The following is a 15,539-nucleotide window of genomic DNA, read 5'->3' as shown; positions in this document are numbered from 1 at the left end:
CCACGTCACTTGGGCGTGACGACCCGCGTCTCCTGCGGCACGGCCATCGCGCTGAGGTAGTAGGCGTCGCCGATCTTCACCACAGTCGCGATCTGGTCCTCCTCGACGTACTGGTCGGCCTCGTCATAGACGCAGTGCATCCAGACGGTGCCGGCGGCCACGTCGGCGGCGTACCCGTCGCACGCGACGCTGTTCACCGAGCTCCAGTAGGCGGCGTACTTGCCGTAGTCGCCCTTGAGGCCGCCGGTCAGGTACTGCTGGTAGGCCGTCTTCGGGTCATGCGGCAGCAGCGCGTAGTACTGCGCCACCGCCGCCTCCATCGCCGCCTTCTCCGCGTTGGGGTCGGCGCTCGGCGTCGCCGTCGGGGAGGAGGTCGCCGTCGACGACGGGGCGGTGGACGGCGGCGCACTGCTCGGCACGGGCGCGTTGGAGAACTGGTCGCTGGGCCGGTCGTCCCGGGAGGTCTCCGGTGCCGACGCCGGCGCGGTCGTGCGCGGCCGGCTCGAGCCGTCGGCCGCCGTGACCGCGTCCGTCGAGCCGCCGCGCGCCACGACCAGGGCGACGACGAGGGCGCCCACGAGGGCCACGGCCGCCACGACCGCCGCGATCAGGGCACCGCGTTTCCTGGTCGGCGGCTCCGCCGGCGGCCACGGCGCGGCCGGCAGCGCGACGCCGCTCGGTGCCCCGGCTACCGGCCCGGCGTACGGCGGCGGTGGCTGGAATGGGACCGGCGGGGCGACTCTCGCGTCGGACACTGACAGGTTGGCGCGCGGGTCGGCCAGCTCGCTGAGCTTGTCGGCGGCCATGGCCATGCTCCACCGGCGCTCGGCGTCGGTGTCGAGCAGGTGGGAGAGCGCCGGTGCGAGGATCCCGGCCCGCGTGGGCCGGGCCGGTTCTTCGGCGCCGATCCGGTACAGCGTCGCGATGGTGTTCTCGTCGAGGCCGAACGGCGGCCGGCCCTCCAGCGCGTGGAAGATCGTCGCGCCCAGCGCCCAGACGTCGGAGGCGGGGGACGGCGTCCGGCCGCGGGCCAGCTCGGGGGCGAAGTACGCGGGGGTGCCGGCCATCAGGCCGGTGCGGGTGAGCTGGGGATCGGTGCTGCCCTTGGCGATGCCGAAGTCGGTGATCTTGGCGACGCCGAACCGGTCGACCAGGATGTTGCTGGGCTTCACGTCGCGATGCACGATGCCGAGGCGATGCGCCGCGGCCAGCGCCTTGGCGACCTGCGCCGCGAGCGGCGCGATCTGCTCCGGCGCGAGCGTGCCGTGCTCCTTGATCAGCTGCGAGAGGTTCTTGGCGTGCAGGTACTCCATGACCAGCCACGGCTGGCCGTGGTGCTCGATGACGTCGTAGATGGCGACCGCGTTGGGGTGGTTCAGGGACGCTGCGAGACGGGCTTCGCGGCGCGCGCGGGCGGCGCCGTCCGCGTCCTCGCCCGGCAACGACCCGATCTGCTTGATCGCCACGTCGCGGTCCAGGACCTCGTCCCGGCAGAGCCACACGGTGCCCATCCCGCCGCGGCCGATGGGCCGCCCGATCCGGTAACGGCCGGCGATGAGCTCGTCCTCCACTGGAGACCTTCCCGTCGTGCGACATCAGAAGCGTAGCCGTCCGACGTCCCGCGGGACGGTCCGGTTGCGGCGGCGTCGCCGTCCCGCGGATGGCACGATAGAGGCATGACTCTGATCCTGGTTGCCCCTGGCGGTGGTCGCCCGAACGTCATCGCGGCCGGCATGGCGGCGGCCGCGGGGCTCCGCGGCGCGCGGGTGAATCTCGGCTCGATCCAGGAGCCGGAGATCGACACCGCCGGCTTCGCGGCGGCGGTGCAGGGCCTGCTGCGGGAGGTCGAGCTGGTCGTCGTCTACCTCGAGGAGGGTGTCGGCGACGCGGCGTTCGTGTACTCGGTGTGCGAGGCGATCGAGGACGCCGACATCGACCTCGTGCTCCACGTCGCCTGCGGGCGCTCGACGGACGACGCCGTCGAGGCCGTCGACGCGCTGCGCGCCAAGGGCATCGAGCCGAGTGGGCTGGTCATCGACGGGGCCCCGAGCGACGGCGAGAAGTACACCGAGGCCAGGCAGTTCCTGGCGGCGGTCGTCGGTGTGCCGGTCGTCGGCGCGCTGCCCGAAGGGGCCGAGGCCCTGGAGCCGCAGGAGTTCGCCCGCCGGTCGGTCACCTGGTTCGACGAGGACACCGAGTACGACGACTGACGTGCGGGCCGGCAGGCGCCGGCGGGCGACGCGCTAGCCTAGATGCTCAGTAGACCCCACCGGAAGGCACTCGTTTCATGACCCGCATGCTCGTCACCGGAGCCGCAGGCTTCATCGGAGCCAACTTCGTCATCCAGGCACTGCGGACGAATCCGGACTTCGACATCACGGTCATCGACGCGCTGACGTACGCCGGCAACCGCGACAACATGAAGACCTTCGAGGACAAGATCTCGTTCGTGCACGGCGACATCGCCGACCGGGCGCTGATGGACAAGCTCGTCGGGGACACCGACCTCGTGGTGCACTTCGCAGCCGAGTCGCACGTCGACAACTCCCTCGACGACCCGTCGCCGTTCATCAACAGCAACATCCTCGGCACCTTCTCGATCCTCGAGGCCTGCCGCAAGCACGGCAAGCGGCTGCACCACATCTCCACCGATGAGGTGTTCGGCGACCTCCCGCTCGACTCGCCGGAGAAGTTCCGCGAGGACACGCCGTACGACCCGTCGTCGCCGTACTCGGCCTCGAAGGCCGCCTCCGACCATCTGGTGCGGGCGTGGATCCGGTCGTTCGGACTGCAGGCCACGCTGTCGAACTGCGCGAACAACTACGGGCCGTACCACCACGTCGAGAAGTTCCTGCCGCGGCAGATCACGAACATCCTGACCGGGGAGCGCCCGAAGCTCTACGGCGCCGGCGTCAACGTGCGGGAGTGGACGCACGTCGACGACCACAACGCGGCGGTGCTGGCGATCCTCGAGAAGGGCCGGATCGGCGAGACGTACCTGATCGGCTCCGGCGAGGAGCGCCAGAACAAGGACATCCTCGCCGAGCTGCTCGAGGTCATGGGCCAGCCGGCGGACGCCTACGACTTCGTGCCCGACCGCCCGGGTCACGACCTGCGCTACGCGATCGACTCGACGAAGATCCGCACCGAGCTCGGATGGGCGCCGAAGTACCGCACGCTGCGTGACGGCCTCGAGGCGACGGTCGAGTGGTTCCGCGAGAACGAGTGGTGGTGGAAGCCGCAGAAGGCCGCCACCGAGGCGAAGTACGCCAAGCTCGGCCGCTAGCCGCGCCGGCCGCCGTCAGCGGGTCGTGGAGATGGCGGCGCGGCGGACGTGCCGCCGGACGGCGATGTCGACCAGGCGATCGATGAGCTCGGCGTAGCCGACGCCGCTCGCCTCCCACAGCTTCGGGTACATCGAGTACGGCGTGAAGCCCGGCAGCGTGTTGGGCTCGTTCAGCAGCCACCCGGCACCCGGCCGATCCGGGGTGCCCTCGTCGTAGAAGAAGTCGATGCGGGCCAGGCCCGAGAGGCGGAACGCGGTGAACGCGCGGGTCGCCAGCTCCTGGACGGCGGCGACCTCGTCGGCGTCCAGCGACGCCGGAATCTGCAGCTCGGCGCCGCCGGTGACGTACTTGTCCTCGTAGTCGTAGAACTCCGCGCCGGGGATGATCTCGCCGGGCACCGACGCCTCGGGGATCAGGTCACCGAGCACCGCGACCTCGATCTCGCGGCCGTGCACGCCCGACTCGAGGACGAGCACCTCGTCGTACTGCAGGGCCTCCTTGATGGCGCCGGGCAGGCCCTCCGCGCCGGCGACCTTGCTGATCCCCACCGACGAGCCCATGTTGGCCGGCTTGACGAAGATCGGGAACTGCAACGTCGTCGCCGCCCGCCGGGCGAGGGCTTCGACGGACTCGCCGCCGCCGTCGCGGTACTCGATCCAGTCGCCCTGCGGGATGCCGGCCTGCGCGGCCACCACCTTCGCCATGCCCTTGTCCATGCCCACCGCCGAGCCGAGCACGCCGGTGCCGACGTACGGCACGCCCGCGAGCTCGAGCAGCCCCTGGATGGTGCCGTCCTCGCCGTGCGGCCCGTGCAGCAGCGGCAGCACGACGGTGGGCAGCCCGCTGCCGGTGTCGGTCAGCAGGTCGATCGGGTTCACGACGGTCCCGGCGGGCTCGAGCGAGCCAGGGAGGGCCGCGCCCTCCGCGAGCGCCGCGATGGCCGCGTCCTGGCGCAGCCAGCGCCCGTCGCGGGTGATCCCGACCGGCACGAGCTCGTAGGCCTCCCGGCGCGCCGCGGCGAGCACGTGCGCCGCTGACGTGCAGCTCACCTCGTGCTCGGCGGAGATGCCGCCGAACAGGACGACGAGACGAATGCGGTCGGGACTGGCGGTGCGGGACATGGCCTCCAGCCTACGGGCGGCGGATCGCCGAGCCGGGCGCCTCCTCCCGGACGCGCGGTCCCGGTGCCGAATCTCGTATCGTCGGTGGGTGAGATTCACCAGCAGTGACGTTGCCCTGGCCACCTCCGGCGAGCTTGTCGGACCCGACGTCGAGGTCCGCGGCGCGAGCATCGACTCGCGGTCGGTGGTCCCCGGCCAGCTGTTCGTGCCGATCGTCGCCGAGCGCGACGGGCACGACTTCGTGCGGACCGCGATCGAGGCAGGCGCCCCGGCCTATCTGGCCAGCCGCGAGGTGCCGGACGCCCAGGCGACGGTGGTGCGCGTGGCCGACACCGCTCGTGCCCTGATGGATCTCGGTCGCGCGGCGCGCCGCCGGCTGCCCGGCCGGGTCGTGGGCGTCACCGGGTCGGTCGGCAAGACGTCCACCAAGGACCTGCTCGCCCAGGTGCTGCGCACGACGTACGTGACCGCCGCGAACGAGCGGTCCTTCAACAACGAGCTCGGCCTTCCGCTCACCCTCCTCGGCGCGCCCGACGACGCCGAGGCGGCCGTCGTCGAGATGGGCGCCCGCGGCGTCGGCCACATCGCGCTGCTGTGCTCGATCGCCGCGCCGACCGTCGGCATCGTGACGTACGTCGGTGGTGCGCACCTGGAGCTGTTCGGCTCGGTCGAGGCGGTCGCGCAGGCCAAGGGCGAGCTCGTGGAGGCGCTGCCGCCGGACGGTCTGGCGGTGCTCAGCGCCGACCAGGACCTCGTGCTGGCGATGCGCTCGCGGACGTCGGCGCCGGTGCTGACGTTCGGCCGGTCGGCCTCCGCGGAGGTCTCGGCCGAGGACGTCGTGATCGACGAGGTGCTGCGCCCGCGGTTCACCTTGCGGACGCCGTGGGGGAGCGCCGAGGTCCGTCTGCGGGTACGCGGGGAGCACCAGCTGTTCAACGCGCTCGCAGCCGCGGCCGCCGCCGGCGGTCTCGGCGTACCGGTGGAGGCCATCGCCGCCGGGCTGGGTGGTGCCGAGATCTCCGGGCTGCGGATGCAGCTGGACCGGGCATCCTCCGGCGCGGTGGTGATCAACGACGCCTACAACGCCAACCCGACCTCGATGAACGCGGGGATCGACGCGCTGCTGTCGCTCCCGGCCCGGCGTCGGCTGGCCGTGCTGGGCGTGATGGCCGAGCTCGGCCCGGACGCGGCGCGGGAGCACCGCGAGATCGCCGAGCGCGCGACCGCCGCGGGCATCTCGGTGATCGCCGTCGCGGCGCCCGACTACGGCTCCGGCGCACGGCACGTGCCCGACGTCCAGGCGGCGGTCGACGCCCTCGGCGAGCTGGGCGACGGGGACGCCGTCCTGGTCAAGGGCAGCCGGGTGGCCGCGCTGGAACGGGTCGCGGAACGGCTGCTCGACACCCCCAGACGATAACAACCGCCAGAGGTTGATCTTTGCGAATTCAACCGTGAGCGGTTTATGATTGCGGTGTGTTCGCGATGACCATCGACCAGCGCTCGTCACGCACCCGCGCCGACCGGGTGCCGCAGCTGCTGGCCGCCCTCGAGGCCGTCGAGACGGTGCTGCCCTTCGAGCGCACCGCCGGTGACGAGGTCCAGGGGCTGCTCGCCTCGGCGAACGGGGTGATCGAGGCGGCCGAGCTGGCGCTTCGCGAGCGAGACTGGTCGATCGGTCTCGGCCTCGGTCCGATCGAGACGCCGCTGCCCCGTTCGGTCCGGGAGGCCCGTGGGCCGGCGCTGGTACGGGCGCGCGAGGCCGTGGACGCCGCCAAGAAGGCGGCCGCGGTGCGGCTGGCGGTGCGTGCCGGCTCCGTCGCCGCGGAGGCGGACCCCGAGGCGCTCCTGAGGCTCGTCGGCGCCACCGTGCAGCGGCGTACGCCGGCCCAATGGCGGGTGATCGACGCCGTCCGCGCCGCCGGTGATCGAGGCACGGCGGCGCGCGGGCTGGGCATCACCGTGCAGGCGGTCTCCAAGTCGCTGCTCACGTCCGGTGAGGATGTCGTCCGCGACGTCTATCCTCTGCTCGCACGCTTGCTCGACGAGGTGAACGGGGGCACGACATGAACGGCTGGCTGCAGGCCGCGATCGTCGTCGGCTCTCTCGTGCTGTCCGCCGCGCTGGGCTGGGCGGTCACCGTCGGGGTGCTCAGGATGGCCAAGGCGCCCCAGACCAAGGCCCCCGCGTTCGCCACCGACCGGCAGGGGCACGAGGTGCCCGTCCTCCAGGCCCGCGCGGAGGCCGCCGCGCGTGAGCCGTTGCTGCGCGGCGGCATGTGGATCGGCATCATCGAGCGGGTCGCCGTCACGGGGTCGATCCTGGCCGGCATGCCGGCGCTGATCGCGGTGGTGGTCGCCGTCAAGGGCCTCGGGCGCTACCCGGAGCTGAAGGAGCAGGCCGGGGCCAGCGAGCGGTTCATCATCGGCTCGCTCGCCTCGCTCACCGTCGCGGTCCCCATGGGGCTGCTGGGGGCCTGGCTACTCGACCACTGAGGCCACCAGCCGGGCGGCCGCCAGCACCGCGTCGTCGTCGCCGAAGTGCCCGACGAGCTGCATGCCCAGCGGCAGCCCCCGGTCGTCGTGCCCCGCCGGGACGGTCGCGGCGGGCAGCCCGAGCAGGCTGGTGACGACGGTCGGCAGCGGGTCGCCGGTCGACTCCAGCCCGGCGGGCGCGGCGCCCACCGCCGCCGGCAGCACGAGCACCTCCCACTCCCCGGCCGCGGCCCACCGCGCGGCGAGCTCGCCGCGACGTTGCAGCGCCCGCAGGTAGCCCGAGCGGTCGGGATCGCGGCCGGTCTCGATCGCATCGCGGACGAGCTCGCCGACCCCGGCGTAGCCGGGGTGCGTGCGCAGCCACCCCAGAGCGTCGAAGACCTCGGGATGGAAGACGTCGTCCCACAGCTCGGACGCCGCCCGGAGGTCGACCGGGATCGCGGTGCGCGAGGCGTGGCCGTCTCGCAGCAGCGCGGCAGCGACCGCGGCGTACCGCTCGAGCATCGCGGGCTCGAACACCCCCGGCAGCTCGCCGTCCAGATCGACGACGCCCAGCCGCGGGGTCGCGCCGCCGCCGGACAGGGCGAGCAGCGCCGCCGCGAGCCGGGACAGCACCGGCAGGTCGGCCGCGAGCAGGCCGGGGTGGTCCATCGAGCGCGCCATCGGCGTCATGCCGGCGGTGCTGAGCCGGCCGTACGTCGGCTTGAAGCCCACCACCCCGCAGAAGCTGGCGGGCCGGATCGTGGAACCCTTCGTCTGGCTGCCGAGCGCGAAGTCGACCAGCCCGCCGGCCACCGCGGCCGCCGAGCCGCTGCTCGACCCGCCGGGAGTGTGCTCGAGGGCGCGCGGGTTGCGGGTGGTGGTGGGCCGGAAGTACGCGTACTCGGTCATCCGCGCCGTCGCGACGAGGGTCGCACCGGCGTCCAGGCACTGCTCGACGACGCGGGCGTGGGCGGCGGCCGGGCGCTCGTCGTACGCCGTAGACCCGTTGCGCTTCACCCGGCCCGCGACGTCGAACGAGTCCTTCACGGCGAAGCTGAGGCCGCTCAGCGGCCCGTCGCCGGTCGGGAGCACCGGCTCGTCGAGGACTTCGGCGAGGGAGTCGATGTGGGCGTCGCGCCGGCGGAGCTCGTCCGGGTCGAGGATCATGCGGCACTCCATCAAGGCATCGGTAAGCCGGACGGCGCCGGCGGGTACGGCATGATCTTGCCATCGCCTGTGGCGGCGGCCACCGAGGTGCAGCGGACGAGGAGTGTGCAGCGTGGGGATGAGCGACGTACGGCTGGAGCGCGAGGGACCGGTAGCGGTGGTGACGATGGCGCGGCCCGAGCGGCACAACGCCGTCGACGGCCCGATGGCCGCCGAGCTGGCCGAGGCGATGCGGGAGGTCGACGCCTCGGATGCCGCGGTCGGCGTCCTGCGCGGGGACGGGCCGTCGTTCTGCGCGGGCGCCAACCTCAAGGCGGTCGGCGGCGAGCGCGGCAACCGGATGGCGCCGGACGGCGACGGGCCGATGGGCATCAGCCGGTTGCGGATGCGCAAGCCGGTGATCGCCGCCGTCCACGGATACGCGGTGGCCGGTGGCATGGAGCTCGCGCTCTGGTGCGACCTGCGGGTGGTCGAGCGGGGCGCCACCTTCGGCATCTTCTGCCGCCGGTGGGGCGTGCCGCTGGTGGACGGCGGCACCGTCCGGCTGCCGCGGCTCATCGGGCAGAGCCGCGCGCTCGACCTGATCCTCACCGGCCGCCCGGTCGGCGGCCCCGAGGCCTACGAGATCGGGCTGGCGAACCGGCTGGTCGACGACGGGACGGCGACCGAGCAGGCCATCGCGCTCGCCCGGGACATCGCCCGCATGCCGCAGGAGTGCCTGCGCAACGACCGGCAGTCGGTGCTCGGCCAGTGGGGCCTGGACGAGGAGGCGGCGATGCGCGCCGAGTTCGGCCTCGGCGTCGAGTCGCTGCGCGCGGACGGCCTGTCCGGCGCGCGCCGGTTCGCCGGCGGCGCCGGCCGCGGCGGCTCCTTCGACGACCTCTAGACCTCGCTCCGCGAAACGTCGCGCCAGAGGCCCGCTAGCCACCCCGGGTGGACAGCGGGCCTGCAGGGCGACGACTTCCGGAGCGCCGGCGACGCGGCAGAGACCTAGTGGCCGTAGGTCGGGGTGAGGATCGCCCGGGCCAGCGTGTGATACGCCAGGTTGAACGACACGAACGCCGCCGAGGCCTCCTTGGGGAGCTCCAGCGACTCCACGTCGATGGCGTGGACGACGAAGTAGTAGCGGTGCGGGCCGTCGCCCTCCGGGGGAGCGGCGCCGCCGAAGTCGTAGGTGCCGTAGTCGTTGCGCGCGTGCCAGGCGCCGCCGGGCAGCGAGCCGCCCTCGGAGCCCGCGCCGGTCTCCAGCGACGTCACGTCGGCCGGCAGGTCCAGGACCAGCCAGTGCCAGAACCCGCTGGGCGTCGGCGCGTCCGGGTCGAAGCAGGTCACCACGTAGCCCTTGGTGCCCTCGGGGGCGCCCTCCCACGACAGCGCCGGCGAGATGTTCTTGCCCTCGGGGTTGGCCATCGGGTGCACCTGGTCGAGGCTCATCTGCTCACCGTCGCGCACGTCGGTGCTGGTCACGGTGAACGAGCCGACCTTGGGCAGCAGCTCGTACGGATCGGGATGCTGGGGACGCTCGAGCGGGTTGGTCATTCCTACCTCCACGAATCGATGGTGCCTGTCGTGCTCACCCTATTCGCTGCGCCGCAGTGGCCTCGTCGGCCGTGCGGGAATCGGCCTGCGGCCGGTCGTCGGCCTCGTAGTCGTCGTACTCGTCCTCGCCGAGCAGCCGGTCGATCGCCTCGCGGCGGGCGAGGTAGCCGAAGCCGAAGAGCGTGAGCAGCGAGAACAGCCACCACTGGACGGCGTACGACAGGTGCGGCCCCTCGTCGGGCTCGGGGACCGGGATCCGCGAGATCGCCTCGATCGCGGCTCCGGACGCCGGCTTCTCGGCGGCGGCCTGCACGTAGCCGCCGGCCAGCGGGACGCCGAGCTCGCGCGAGAGGACCTGGGTGCTCAGGGCGCGCACGCTGCGGTAGCCGCCGACCTGCTCGACCCGCGTCGCGGCGCTGGTCGCGCGGTAGGTCGACTTCACGTAGCCGGTGATCGTGACCGTGCCCTCCGGCGTCCGCGGCAGCGGCGGGACGTCGGTCGCCGTCTTGCCGGCGAGGATGTAGCCGCGGTCGATCAGGTACGTGACGCCGTCGTCGCCCTTCAGCGGCACGATGACCTCGAAGCCGACGCCGCCTTCGAACGTGCGCTGGCGGATCAGCACGACTCGGTCGCTCAGGTAGCTGCCGGTGACGGACACCCGGGTCCACTCGGCCGACGTGGCCGGCGCCTTGTCGGGGCTCGGCGGGAGCAGCGATCCGGCCGGCACCGGCGTGGCGTGCTGCGCGGTCGCGACGGCCGCGTTGATCGCCTGCTTCTGATGCAGCCGGTCGAGCTGCCAGAACCCCAGCCGCACCATGGTCGCCGCGAGCAGCAGGGTGACCAGCAGCCCGGCGATCCAGCGAGGGGTGGCGAGGAAGCGGTACACACGACAACGGTACGCGCCGGCGCGTGGGCGACGGCGTCACACCCGGGGCCGCCGGGGTGCAAGGAGGGCTAGCCGAACCGGCCGGTGATGTAGTCCTCGGTGCGCTTGTTCGACGGGTTGGAGAAGATCTTCGAGGTCTCGTCGAACTCCACCAGCTCGCCCGGCTCACCCGTCGCCTTCAGGTTGAAGAAGCCGGTCATGTCCGAGACCCGCGCGGCCTGCTGCATGTTGTGCGTGACGATGACGATCGTGTACTGCTCCTTGAGCTCCTTCATGAGGTCCTCGATGGCCAGCGTGGAGATCGGGTCGAGCGCCGAGCAGGGCTCGTCCATCAGCAGGACGTCGGGCTCCACCGCGATCGCGCGCGCGATGCACAGCCGCTGCTGCTGACCGCCCGACAGGCCCGCGCCGGGCTTGCCGAGCCGGTCCTTGACCTCGTCCCAGAGGTTCGCCCCCCGCAGCGACTTCTCGACGATCTCGTCGGTCACGCTCTTCTTGGTGCGGCCCTGCAGCTTCAGGCCCGCGACGACGTTGTCGTAGATCGACATCGTGGGGAAGGGGTTGGGTCGCTGGAAGACCATGCCGATCTGCCGGCGCACGTTGACCGGGTCGACGCCGGGGCCGTAGATGTCCTCGTTGTCCAGCAGCACCTCGCCCGTGCAGTAGGCGCCCGGGATGACCTCGTGCATCCGGTTCATGCTGCGCAGCACCGTCGACTTGCCGCATCCCGAGGGGCCGATCATCGCGGTGATGCTGCGCGGCGCGACATGCATCGACACATCCTTCACGGCGAGGAAGTCGCCGTAATAGATGTTGAGGTCCTTGACGTCGATGCTCTTGCTCATGTGTGTCCGCTTCTATCGAAGGTGTCGATGACTACTTCTGCTTCACGCCGGTGTAGCGGGCCAGGATCCGCGCCCCCAGGTTGAGCAGCATGATGAGGATGATCAGGGTCAGCGCCGCAGCCCACGCGCGGTCCGCGTTGGGGGACGTCGGGTCGCCGGCCGCCAGGTTGAAGTACTTGTTGACGAACGTCGGCAGGGTCTCCATCTGACCGGTGAACGGGTCGGAGTTGATCCGGATGTTGGTGCCGACCAGCAGCAGCAGCGGCGCGGTCTCGCCCATGATCCGGGCGACGCCGAGCATCACGCCGGTGATGATGCCCGACATCGCGGTGGGCAGCACGATCTTGGTGATGGTGCGCCACTTCGGGACACCGAGCGCGTACGAGGCTTCCCGCAGGTCGTTGTGGACCAGCTTGAGCATCTCCTCGGTCGAGCGGACGACGATCGGCAGCATCAGCAGCACGAGCGAGAGCGCGCCGGCGAGGGCGGTCTTCTGGAAGCCGAGGGTCAGCAGCCAGAACGCGTAGATGAACAACCCGGAGACGATCGACGGGACGCCGGTCATGACGTCGACGAAGAACGACACGGTGCGGCCGAACCAGGTCTGGCCGCCGTACTCGACGAGGTAGATCGCGGTGAAGATGCCCAGCGGGACGGCGATCACCGCGGCGATCAGCGAGACGATGATCGTGCCCATCAGCGCGTGGGTCGCGCCGCCGCCGGGCATCGCCGAGGCCACGCCGAACATCGAGTGGGTGAGGAAGTTCAGATCCAGCGCGCGCAGCCCGCGGCTGAGCGTGTACCAGATGATCAGCACCAGCGGCAGCAGCGCGAGGGCGAAGCACACGTAGATCAGCGTGGTCGCCATCCGGTCGCGCGCCTGCCGGGGCCCTTCCATCGCGAAGCTGAGCGCCGTCTGCAGCACCAGGTACATCAGCAGCGCGACGACGACGAAGCCGGCGGCTCCCTGCAGCGGCGTGATCGCGAACAGCAGCAGGGTGAGCCCGGCGGCGACGACCGGGACCGCCCACACGATCGGCGTCGGCAGCTTGCGTCCGGCGAGCGAGTCACCCTCGCGCTTTGTGCGCCGCGGCGCGGCGGAGGGGGTGCTCATGGTGTTCATCAGTCCTTCACCATTCCTCGCCGCAGGATCGCCTGGGCGATCGAGTTGACGACCAGCGTGATCATGAACAGCACCATGCCCGAGGCGATGAGGGCGCCGGTGCCGGTGGCGCCGGCCTCGCCGTACTTCAGGGCGATGTTGGAGGCGAAGGTGATGCCGCCGGACTCGGTGATGTGCCAGTCGACCTGGTAGACGGCCGACAGGATGTAGGCGACGGCCATCGTCTCGCCGAGCGCGCGGCCCAGGCCGAGGATGGACGCCGAGACGATGCCCGGCCGCCCGAACGGGAGCACCGACATGCGGATCATCTCCCAGCGGGTGGCGCCCAGCGCGTACGCCGCCTCGACGTTCGTGCGGGGGACCTGCCGGAACACCTCGCGCGCGAGGGCCGCGACGATCGGCAGGATCATGATCGCCAGGACGACGCCGGCGGTGAGGTCCGAGCGGTTGTTGGGCATGTTCTCCGGGCGGTAGGCCAGCACGTAGGTCCAGCCGAAGTACTTGTCGAGCCAGATCGTCAGGCCGGTCATATTGGGCGCGAGGAAGAACACGCCCCACAGGCCGTAGACGATCGACGGCACCGCGGCCAGGATGTCGACCAGGTAGGCGAGCGTCGTGGCTACCCGCCGGGGCGCGTAGTACGAGATGAACAGCGCGATCCCGACCGCGATCGGCACGGCGAGGATCATCGCGATGATCGAGGTGATCAGCGTGTGGAAGGCGAGCGCGGCGATGCCGAACATCGGCGCCTGCGCGTCCGGCTGCCACGCGGAGAAGGTGAGGAAGTTCGCCTGGTTGGCGCTGAGGGCGTCGATGGCCCGGTAGATCAGGAAGAAGGCGATCGCCGCCATCATGATCAGCACGACGGTGCCCGAGCCCGCCGACAGGCTCTTGAACACGCGGTCGCCCAGGCGTACCCGCGAGCCGCCGCGGGACGGGTCGGACGCCGGCGGCGTGGGCGCGCCGGCGCCGTCGGGCGCGACGACCGAGGTCTCGCTGGTGGACGTCATCTCGATCCTTCTGGTGGGAGTGATGCTTGCGCGCGGTGGGCGCTCCCGCCGCGCGGCGCGGTACCGATGCTGCCAGGCGAGTGGCGGCCGCGGCTACCGGTACCGGTCATGCAACGGCAGCGCGCCGCACGCGGCCGGGGGGCCACGCGCGGCGCTCTGGGCGTTGCTGCCGGCAACGTCGCGGTACTAGCCGATCGCCTCGACGGCCTTCTTGACGTCGGTCTGGAGCTGCTCCGGCAGCGGCGAGTAGCCGAGCTGGTGCAGCGCCTTCTGCCCGTCGGTGGAGGTGTAGGTCAGGAACGACTTGACGGTCTTCGCCTTCGCCGCGTCCAGGCCCTTCTCGCAGGTGATCTCGTAGGTCACGAGGACGGCGGGGTAGGCGCCTTCCTCCTGCAGACCGTAGTTGATCTTCAGCTTGATGTTGTTGCCCTCACCGGTGCGCTCGGCGGCCGCGACGGCCTTGCCGACCGACTTGTCCGAGATCTCCACGCCGCCCTTGCCGGAATCCAGCGCGGCGGTCTTCAGCGAGTTCGCCGCGGCATCCGGGCCGTCGACGTACGAGATCGCGCCGTCGGTCGACTTGACCGCCGAGACGATGCCCGCCGAGTCGGGGGCACCCTGGCCGCCGGGGGCGGCCCAGGACTTCGCCGGCTCGAACGTCCACGCACCGTTGCTGGCGGCCTTGAGGAACTTGGTGAAGTTCTCGGTGGTGCCGGAGTCCTTCGAGCGGTGCACCGTGGTGATGCTCGTCGAGGGCAGCTTCGCGTCCTTGTTGAGCGCCTTGATGGCCTCGTCGTCCCACTTGGTGATCTGGCCCGAGAAGATCTTCGCCAGCACCTCGGCGTTGAGGGTCAGCTTGTCGACGCCCGAGACGTTGTACGCCACCGCGACCGGCGAGATGACCATCGGGATGTTGATGGCCTTGCCGCTCGCGCAGCGCGCGTCGGCCTGGGCCTGCTCGTCGTCCTTCAGGGACGAGTCCGAGCCGGCCATGTCCGTCTTGCCGGCGATGAAGTCCTTGATGCCGGCGCCCGAGCCGCTGGGGTCGTAGTTGACCGCGATGTCCGCGCAGCTCGAGGCGAACGTCGACTGCCAGGTGTCGATCGCCTTGGCCTGGGCGGACGAGCCGCTCGCGTTCAGGTCGCCGGTGCCGCAGTCGATCTTGGTGGCGGAGTCCGAGCCGCTCGCGGCAGAATCGCCGCCGCCGCCGGCTGCGTTGTTGTCCGAGCAGGCGGAAATGAGGAGCGAGCTCGCGGCGGCGATGCCGGCGAGCGCGTAGGTACGTGAGCGCTTCACCTACTAGTTCCCTTCTGGGGGTTGTTTGTGATCCGTGGTGGAGGGCCGTTCGAGCTATCGACCGGTGGCGAACAAGTGGTTCGCATGCCCAGAAGCGAAGTTAGGCAGGCAAGGTGACGCCGCAGACCGCGCTGGGTTAACGGAACATGAATTCGGCTCACCGTGAGCCAAAGCACACCGTGTCGAGAAGGTGTCCAGGAGGTGAACGAGCCACGGTCGCCGCGTGGCGCTCCGGCGAGTATCAGGTGGTCAGCGGGTGCGCCACTGGGCGTCGGCGTGGTGGTCGTCGAAGCCGAGGGAGCGGTAGAGGGACACCGCCGTGCGGTTCTCGCCGTCGACGAACAGGGTGATCTCGCGGACGCCGGACCGGTTGAGGTGCTCCAGCCCCACCGCGGTCATCAACCGGCCGAGGCCCAGGCCCTGGGCGCGTGGGCTGACACCCACGACGTACACCTCCCCGGTGTGCGGCTCGGCGATCTTGGTCCAGTGGAAGGCGAGCAGCTCGCCGTCGCGCTCGGCCAGGAAGAACCCGGCCGGGTCGAACCACGGCTCGGCCATCCGCTCGGCGAGGTCCTGCTGCGTCCAGGCGCCCTGCTCGGGGTGGGTCGCGAACGCCTCGGCGTTGACGCGCAGCCACGCCGCATCGTCCTGGCCGGGGACGAAGGTGCGCACGACGACCCCGGGCGCGGGCTCGGGGACGTCGACCTCGCCGGCCGGCCTGCGCAGCTCGAGCAGGGTGCGGATCCGTTCGGCGCCGACGCTCGCGCCGAACGCCGCCGCGGCCGGCAGAT

General features: G+C 71.5%; 16 protein-coding genes. 6 read left to right on the top strand and 10 right to left on the bottom strand.

Annotated features, from left to right (window positions below):
* Positions 1–5 precede the first annotated feature (5 nt).
* Positions 6–1,571, bottom strand: coding sequence for a serine/threonine-protein kinase (locus tag F8A92_RS09540; protein ID WP_153504934.1), 1,566 nt, complete (start codon positions 1,569–1,571; stop codon positions 6–8).
* Between the two features lie 105 nt (positions 1,572–1,676).
* Between F8A92_RS09540 and F8A92_RS09535 the strand changes: the two genes are divergently transcribed.
* Positions 1,677–2,210 (top strand): hypothetical protein, encoded by a 534-nt coding sequence (locus F8A92_RS09535; protein WP_153504933.1) that lies wholly within the window; start codon positions 1,677–1,679, stop codon positions 2,208–2,210.
* Between the two features lie 77 nt (positions 2,211–2,287).
* On the top strand, positions 2,288–3,286 hold the full coding sequence (gene rfbB / locus F8A92_RS09530) for a dTDP-glucose 4,6-dehydratase (protein WP_228389331.1): 999 nt from the start codon (positions 2,288–2,290) through the stop codon (positions 3,284–3,286).
* Positions 3,287–3,301: 15 nt separating this feature from the next.
* Here rfbB and F8A92_RS09525 read toward each other — a convergent pair whose 3' ends face one another.
* A complete protein-coding gene (locus tag F8A92_RS09525) occupies positions 3,302–4,408 on the bottom strand; it encodes a D-alanine--D-alanine ligase family protein (protein ID WP_153504932.1) in 1,107 nt (368 codons plus the stop codon).
* 88 nt (positions 4,409–4,496) lie between these two features.
* Between F8A92_RS09525 and F8A92_RS09520 the strand changes: the two genes are divergently transcribed.
* The 3 genes from F8A92_RS09520 to F8A92_RS09510 are packed head-to-tail and all read left to right on the top strand — an operon-like array spanning position 4,497 to position 6,900.
* The gene (locus F8A92_RS09520) at positions 4,497–5,825 is read left to right on the top strand and encodes a UDP-N-acetylmuramoyl-tripeptide--D-alanyl-D-alanine ligase (RefSeq protein WP_194291429.1); all 1,329 of its coding nucleotides are present in this window, start codon (positions 4,497–4,499) and stop codon (positions 5,823–5,825) included.
* A gap of 56 nt (positions 5,826–5,881) precedes the next feature.
* The gene (locus tag F8A92_RS09515) at positions 5,882–6,475 is read left to right on the top strand and encodes a hypothetical protein (RefSeq protein WP_153504930.1); all 594 of its coding nucleotides are present in this window, start codon (positions 5,882–5,884) and stop codon (positions 6,473–6,475) included.
* Complete coding sequence (locus tag F8A92_RS09510) at positions 6,472–6,900, top strand: hypothetical protein (RefSeq protein WP_153504929.1); 429 nt, start codon at positions 6,472–6,474, stop codon at positions 6,898–6,900. Before F8A92_RS09515 ends, F8A92_RS09510 begins: the two co-directional genes overlap by 4 nt.
* Here F8A92_RS09510 and F8A92_RS09505 read toward each other — a convergent pair.
* Positions 6,886–8,049, bottom strand: coding sequence for an amidase family protein (locus F8A92_RS09505; protein WP_194291428.1), 1,164 nt, complete (start codon positions 8,047–8,049; stop codon positions 6,886–6,888). The genes F8A92_RS09510 and F8A92_RS09505 overlap by 15 nt on opposite strands.
* Before the next feature lie 118 nt (positions 8,050–8,167).
* Between F8A92_RS09505 and F8A92_RS09500 the strand changes: the two genes are divergently transcribed.
* The gene (locus tag F8A92_RS09500; protein WP_153504927.1) at positions 8,168–8,935 is read left to right on the top strand and encodes a crotonase/enoyl-CoA hydratase family protein; all 768 of its coding nucleotides are present in this window, start codon (positions 8,168–8,170) and stop codon (positions 8,933–8,935) included.
* 104 nt (positions 8,936–9,039) lie between these two features.
* Here F8A92_RS09500 and F8A92_RS09495 read toward each other — a convergent pair whose 3' ends face one another.
* From F8A92_RS09495 to mshD, 7 genes are all read right to left on the bottom strand, one after another.
* Positions 9,040–9,588, bottom strand: coding sequence for a YbhB/YbcL family Raf kinase inhibitor-like protein (locus tag F8A92_RS09495; protein ID WP_153504926.1), 549 nt, complete (start codon positions 9,586–9,588; stop codon positions 9,040–9,042).
* A 34-nt stretch (positions 9,589–9,622) separates the two neighbouring features.
* Positions 9,623–10,474 carry an SURF1 family cytochrome oxidase biogenesis protein gene (locus F8A92_RS09490; RefSeq protein ID WP_153504925.1) on the bottom strand — a complete coding sequence of 284 codons (852 nt, stop codon included), beginning with the start codon at positions 10,472–10,474 and terminating at the stop codon, positions 9,623–9,625.
* A gap of 68 nt (positions 10,475–10,542) precedes the next feature.
* Positions 10,543–11,319 (bottom strand): phosphate ABC transporter ATP-binding protein PstB, encoded by a 777-nt coding sequence (gene pstB, locus F8A92_RS09485; RefSeq protein WP_153504924.1) that lies wholly within the window; start codon positions 11,317–11,319, stop codon positions 10,543–10,545.
* Positions 11,320–11,350: 31 nt separating this feature from the next.
* The gene (pstA, locus tag F8A92_RS09480) at positions 11,351–12,433 is read right to left on the bottom strand and encodes a phosphate ABC transporter permease PstA (RefSeq protein WP_228389330.1); all 1,083 of its coding nucleotides are present in this window, start codon (positions 12,431–12,433) and stop codon (positions 11,351–11,353) included.
* 8 nt (positions 12,434–12,441) lie between these two features.
* Positions 12,442–13,452 carry a phosphate ABC transporter permease subunit PstC gene (pstC, locus tag F8A92_RS09475; protein WP_153504922.1) on the bottom strand — a complete coding sequence of 337 codons (1,011 nt, stop codon included), beginning with the start codon at positions 13,450–13,452 and terminating at the stop codon, positions 12,442–12,444.
* Between the two features lie 186 nt (positions 13,453–13,638).
* Positions 13,639–14,748: a phosphate ABC transporter substrate-binding protein PstS gene (gene pstS / locus F8A92_RS09470; RefSeq protein ID WP_153504921.1), complete on the bottom strand. Its 1,110-nt coding sequence runs from the start codon at positions 14,746–14,748 to the stop codon at positions 13,639–13,641.
* A 249-nt stretch (positions 14,749–14,997) separates the two neighbouring features.
* On the bottom strand, positions 14,998–15,539 hold a 542-nt coding region (gene mshD / locus F8A92_RS09465; RefSeq protein ID WP_153504920.1), incomplete at its 5' end, for a mycothiol synthase.

It is taken from the genome of Cumulibacter manganitolerans (assembly GCF_009602465.1).
Lineage (GTDB): Bacteria > Actinomycetota > Actinomycetes > Mycobacteriales > Antricoccaceae > Cumulibacter > Cumulibacter manganitolerans.
The sequence above is the reverse complement of the archived record's forward strand: the minus strand, read 5'-3'. Positions and strand labels throughout refer to the sequence as shown.

Bases quoted from the DNA above. Each gene is read 5' to 3' on its own strand.
- pstC (WP_153504922.1), bottom strand. From the start codon at position 13,452: ATGACGTCCACCAGCGAGACCTCGGTCGTCGCGCCCGACGGCGCCGGC.
- F8A92_RS09510 (WP_153504929.1), top strand. From the start codon at position 6,472: ATGAACGGCTGGCTGCAGGCCGCGATCGTCGTCGGCTCTCTCGTGCTG.
- F8A92_RS09500 (WP_153504927.1), top strand. From the start codon at position 8,168: ATGAGCGACGTACGGCTGGAGCGCGAGGGACCGGTAGCGGTGGTGACG.
- pstB (WP_153504924.1), bottom strand. From the start codon at position 11,319: ATGAGCAAGAGCATCGACGTCAAGGACCTCAACATCTATTACGGCGAC.
- F8A92_RS09505 (WP_194291428.1), bottom strand. From the start codon at position 8,049: ATGATCCTCGACCCGGACGAGCTCCGCCGGCGCGACGCCCACATCGAC.
- F8A92_RS09525 (WP_153504932.1), bottom strand. From the start codon at position 4,408: ATGTCCCGCACCGCCAGTCCCGACCGCATTCGTCTCGTCGTCCTGTTC.
- F8A92_RS09495 (WP_153504926.1), bottom strand. From the start codon at position 9,588: ATGACCAACCCGCTCGAGCGTCCCCAGCATCCCGATCCGTACGAGCTG.
- F8A92_RS09535 (WP_153504933.1), top strand. From the start codon at position 1,677: ATGACTCTGATCCTGGTTGCCCCTGGCGGTGGTCGCCCGAACGTCATC.
- pstA (WP_228389330.1), bottom strand. From the start codon at position 12,433: ATGAGCACCCCCTCCGCCGCGCCGCGGCGCACAAAGCGCGAGGGTGAC.
- rfbB (WP_228389331.1), top strand. From the start codon at position 2,288: ATGACCCGCATGCTCGTCACCGGAGCCGCAGGCTTCATCGGAGCCAAC.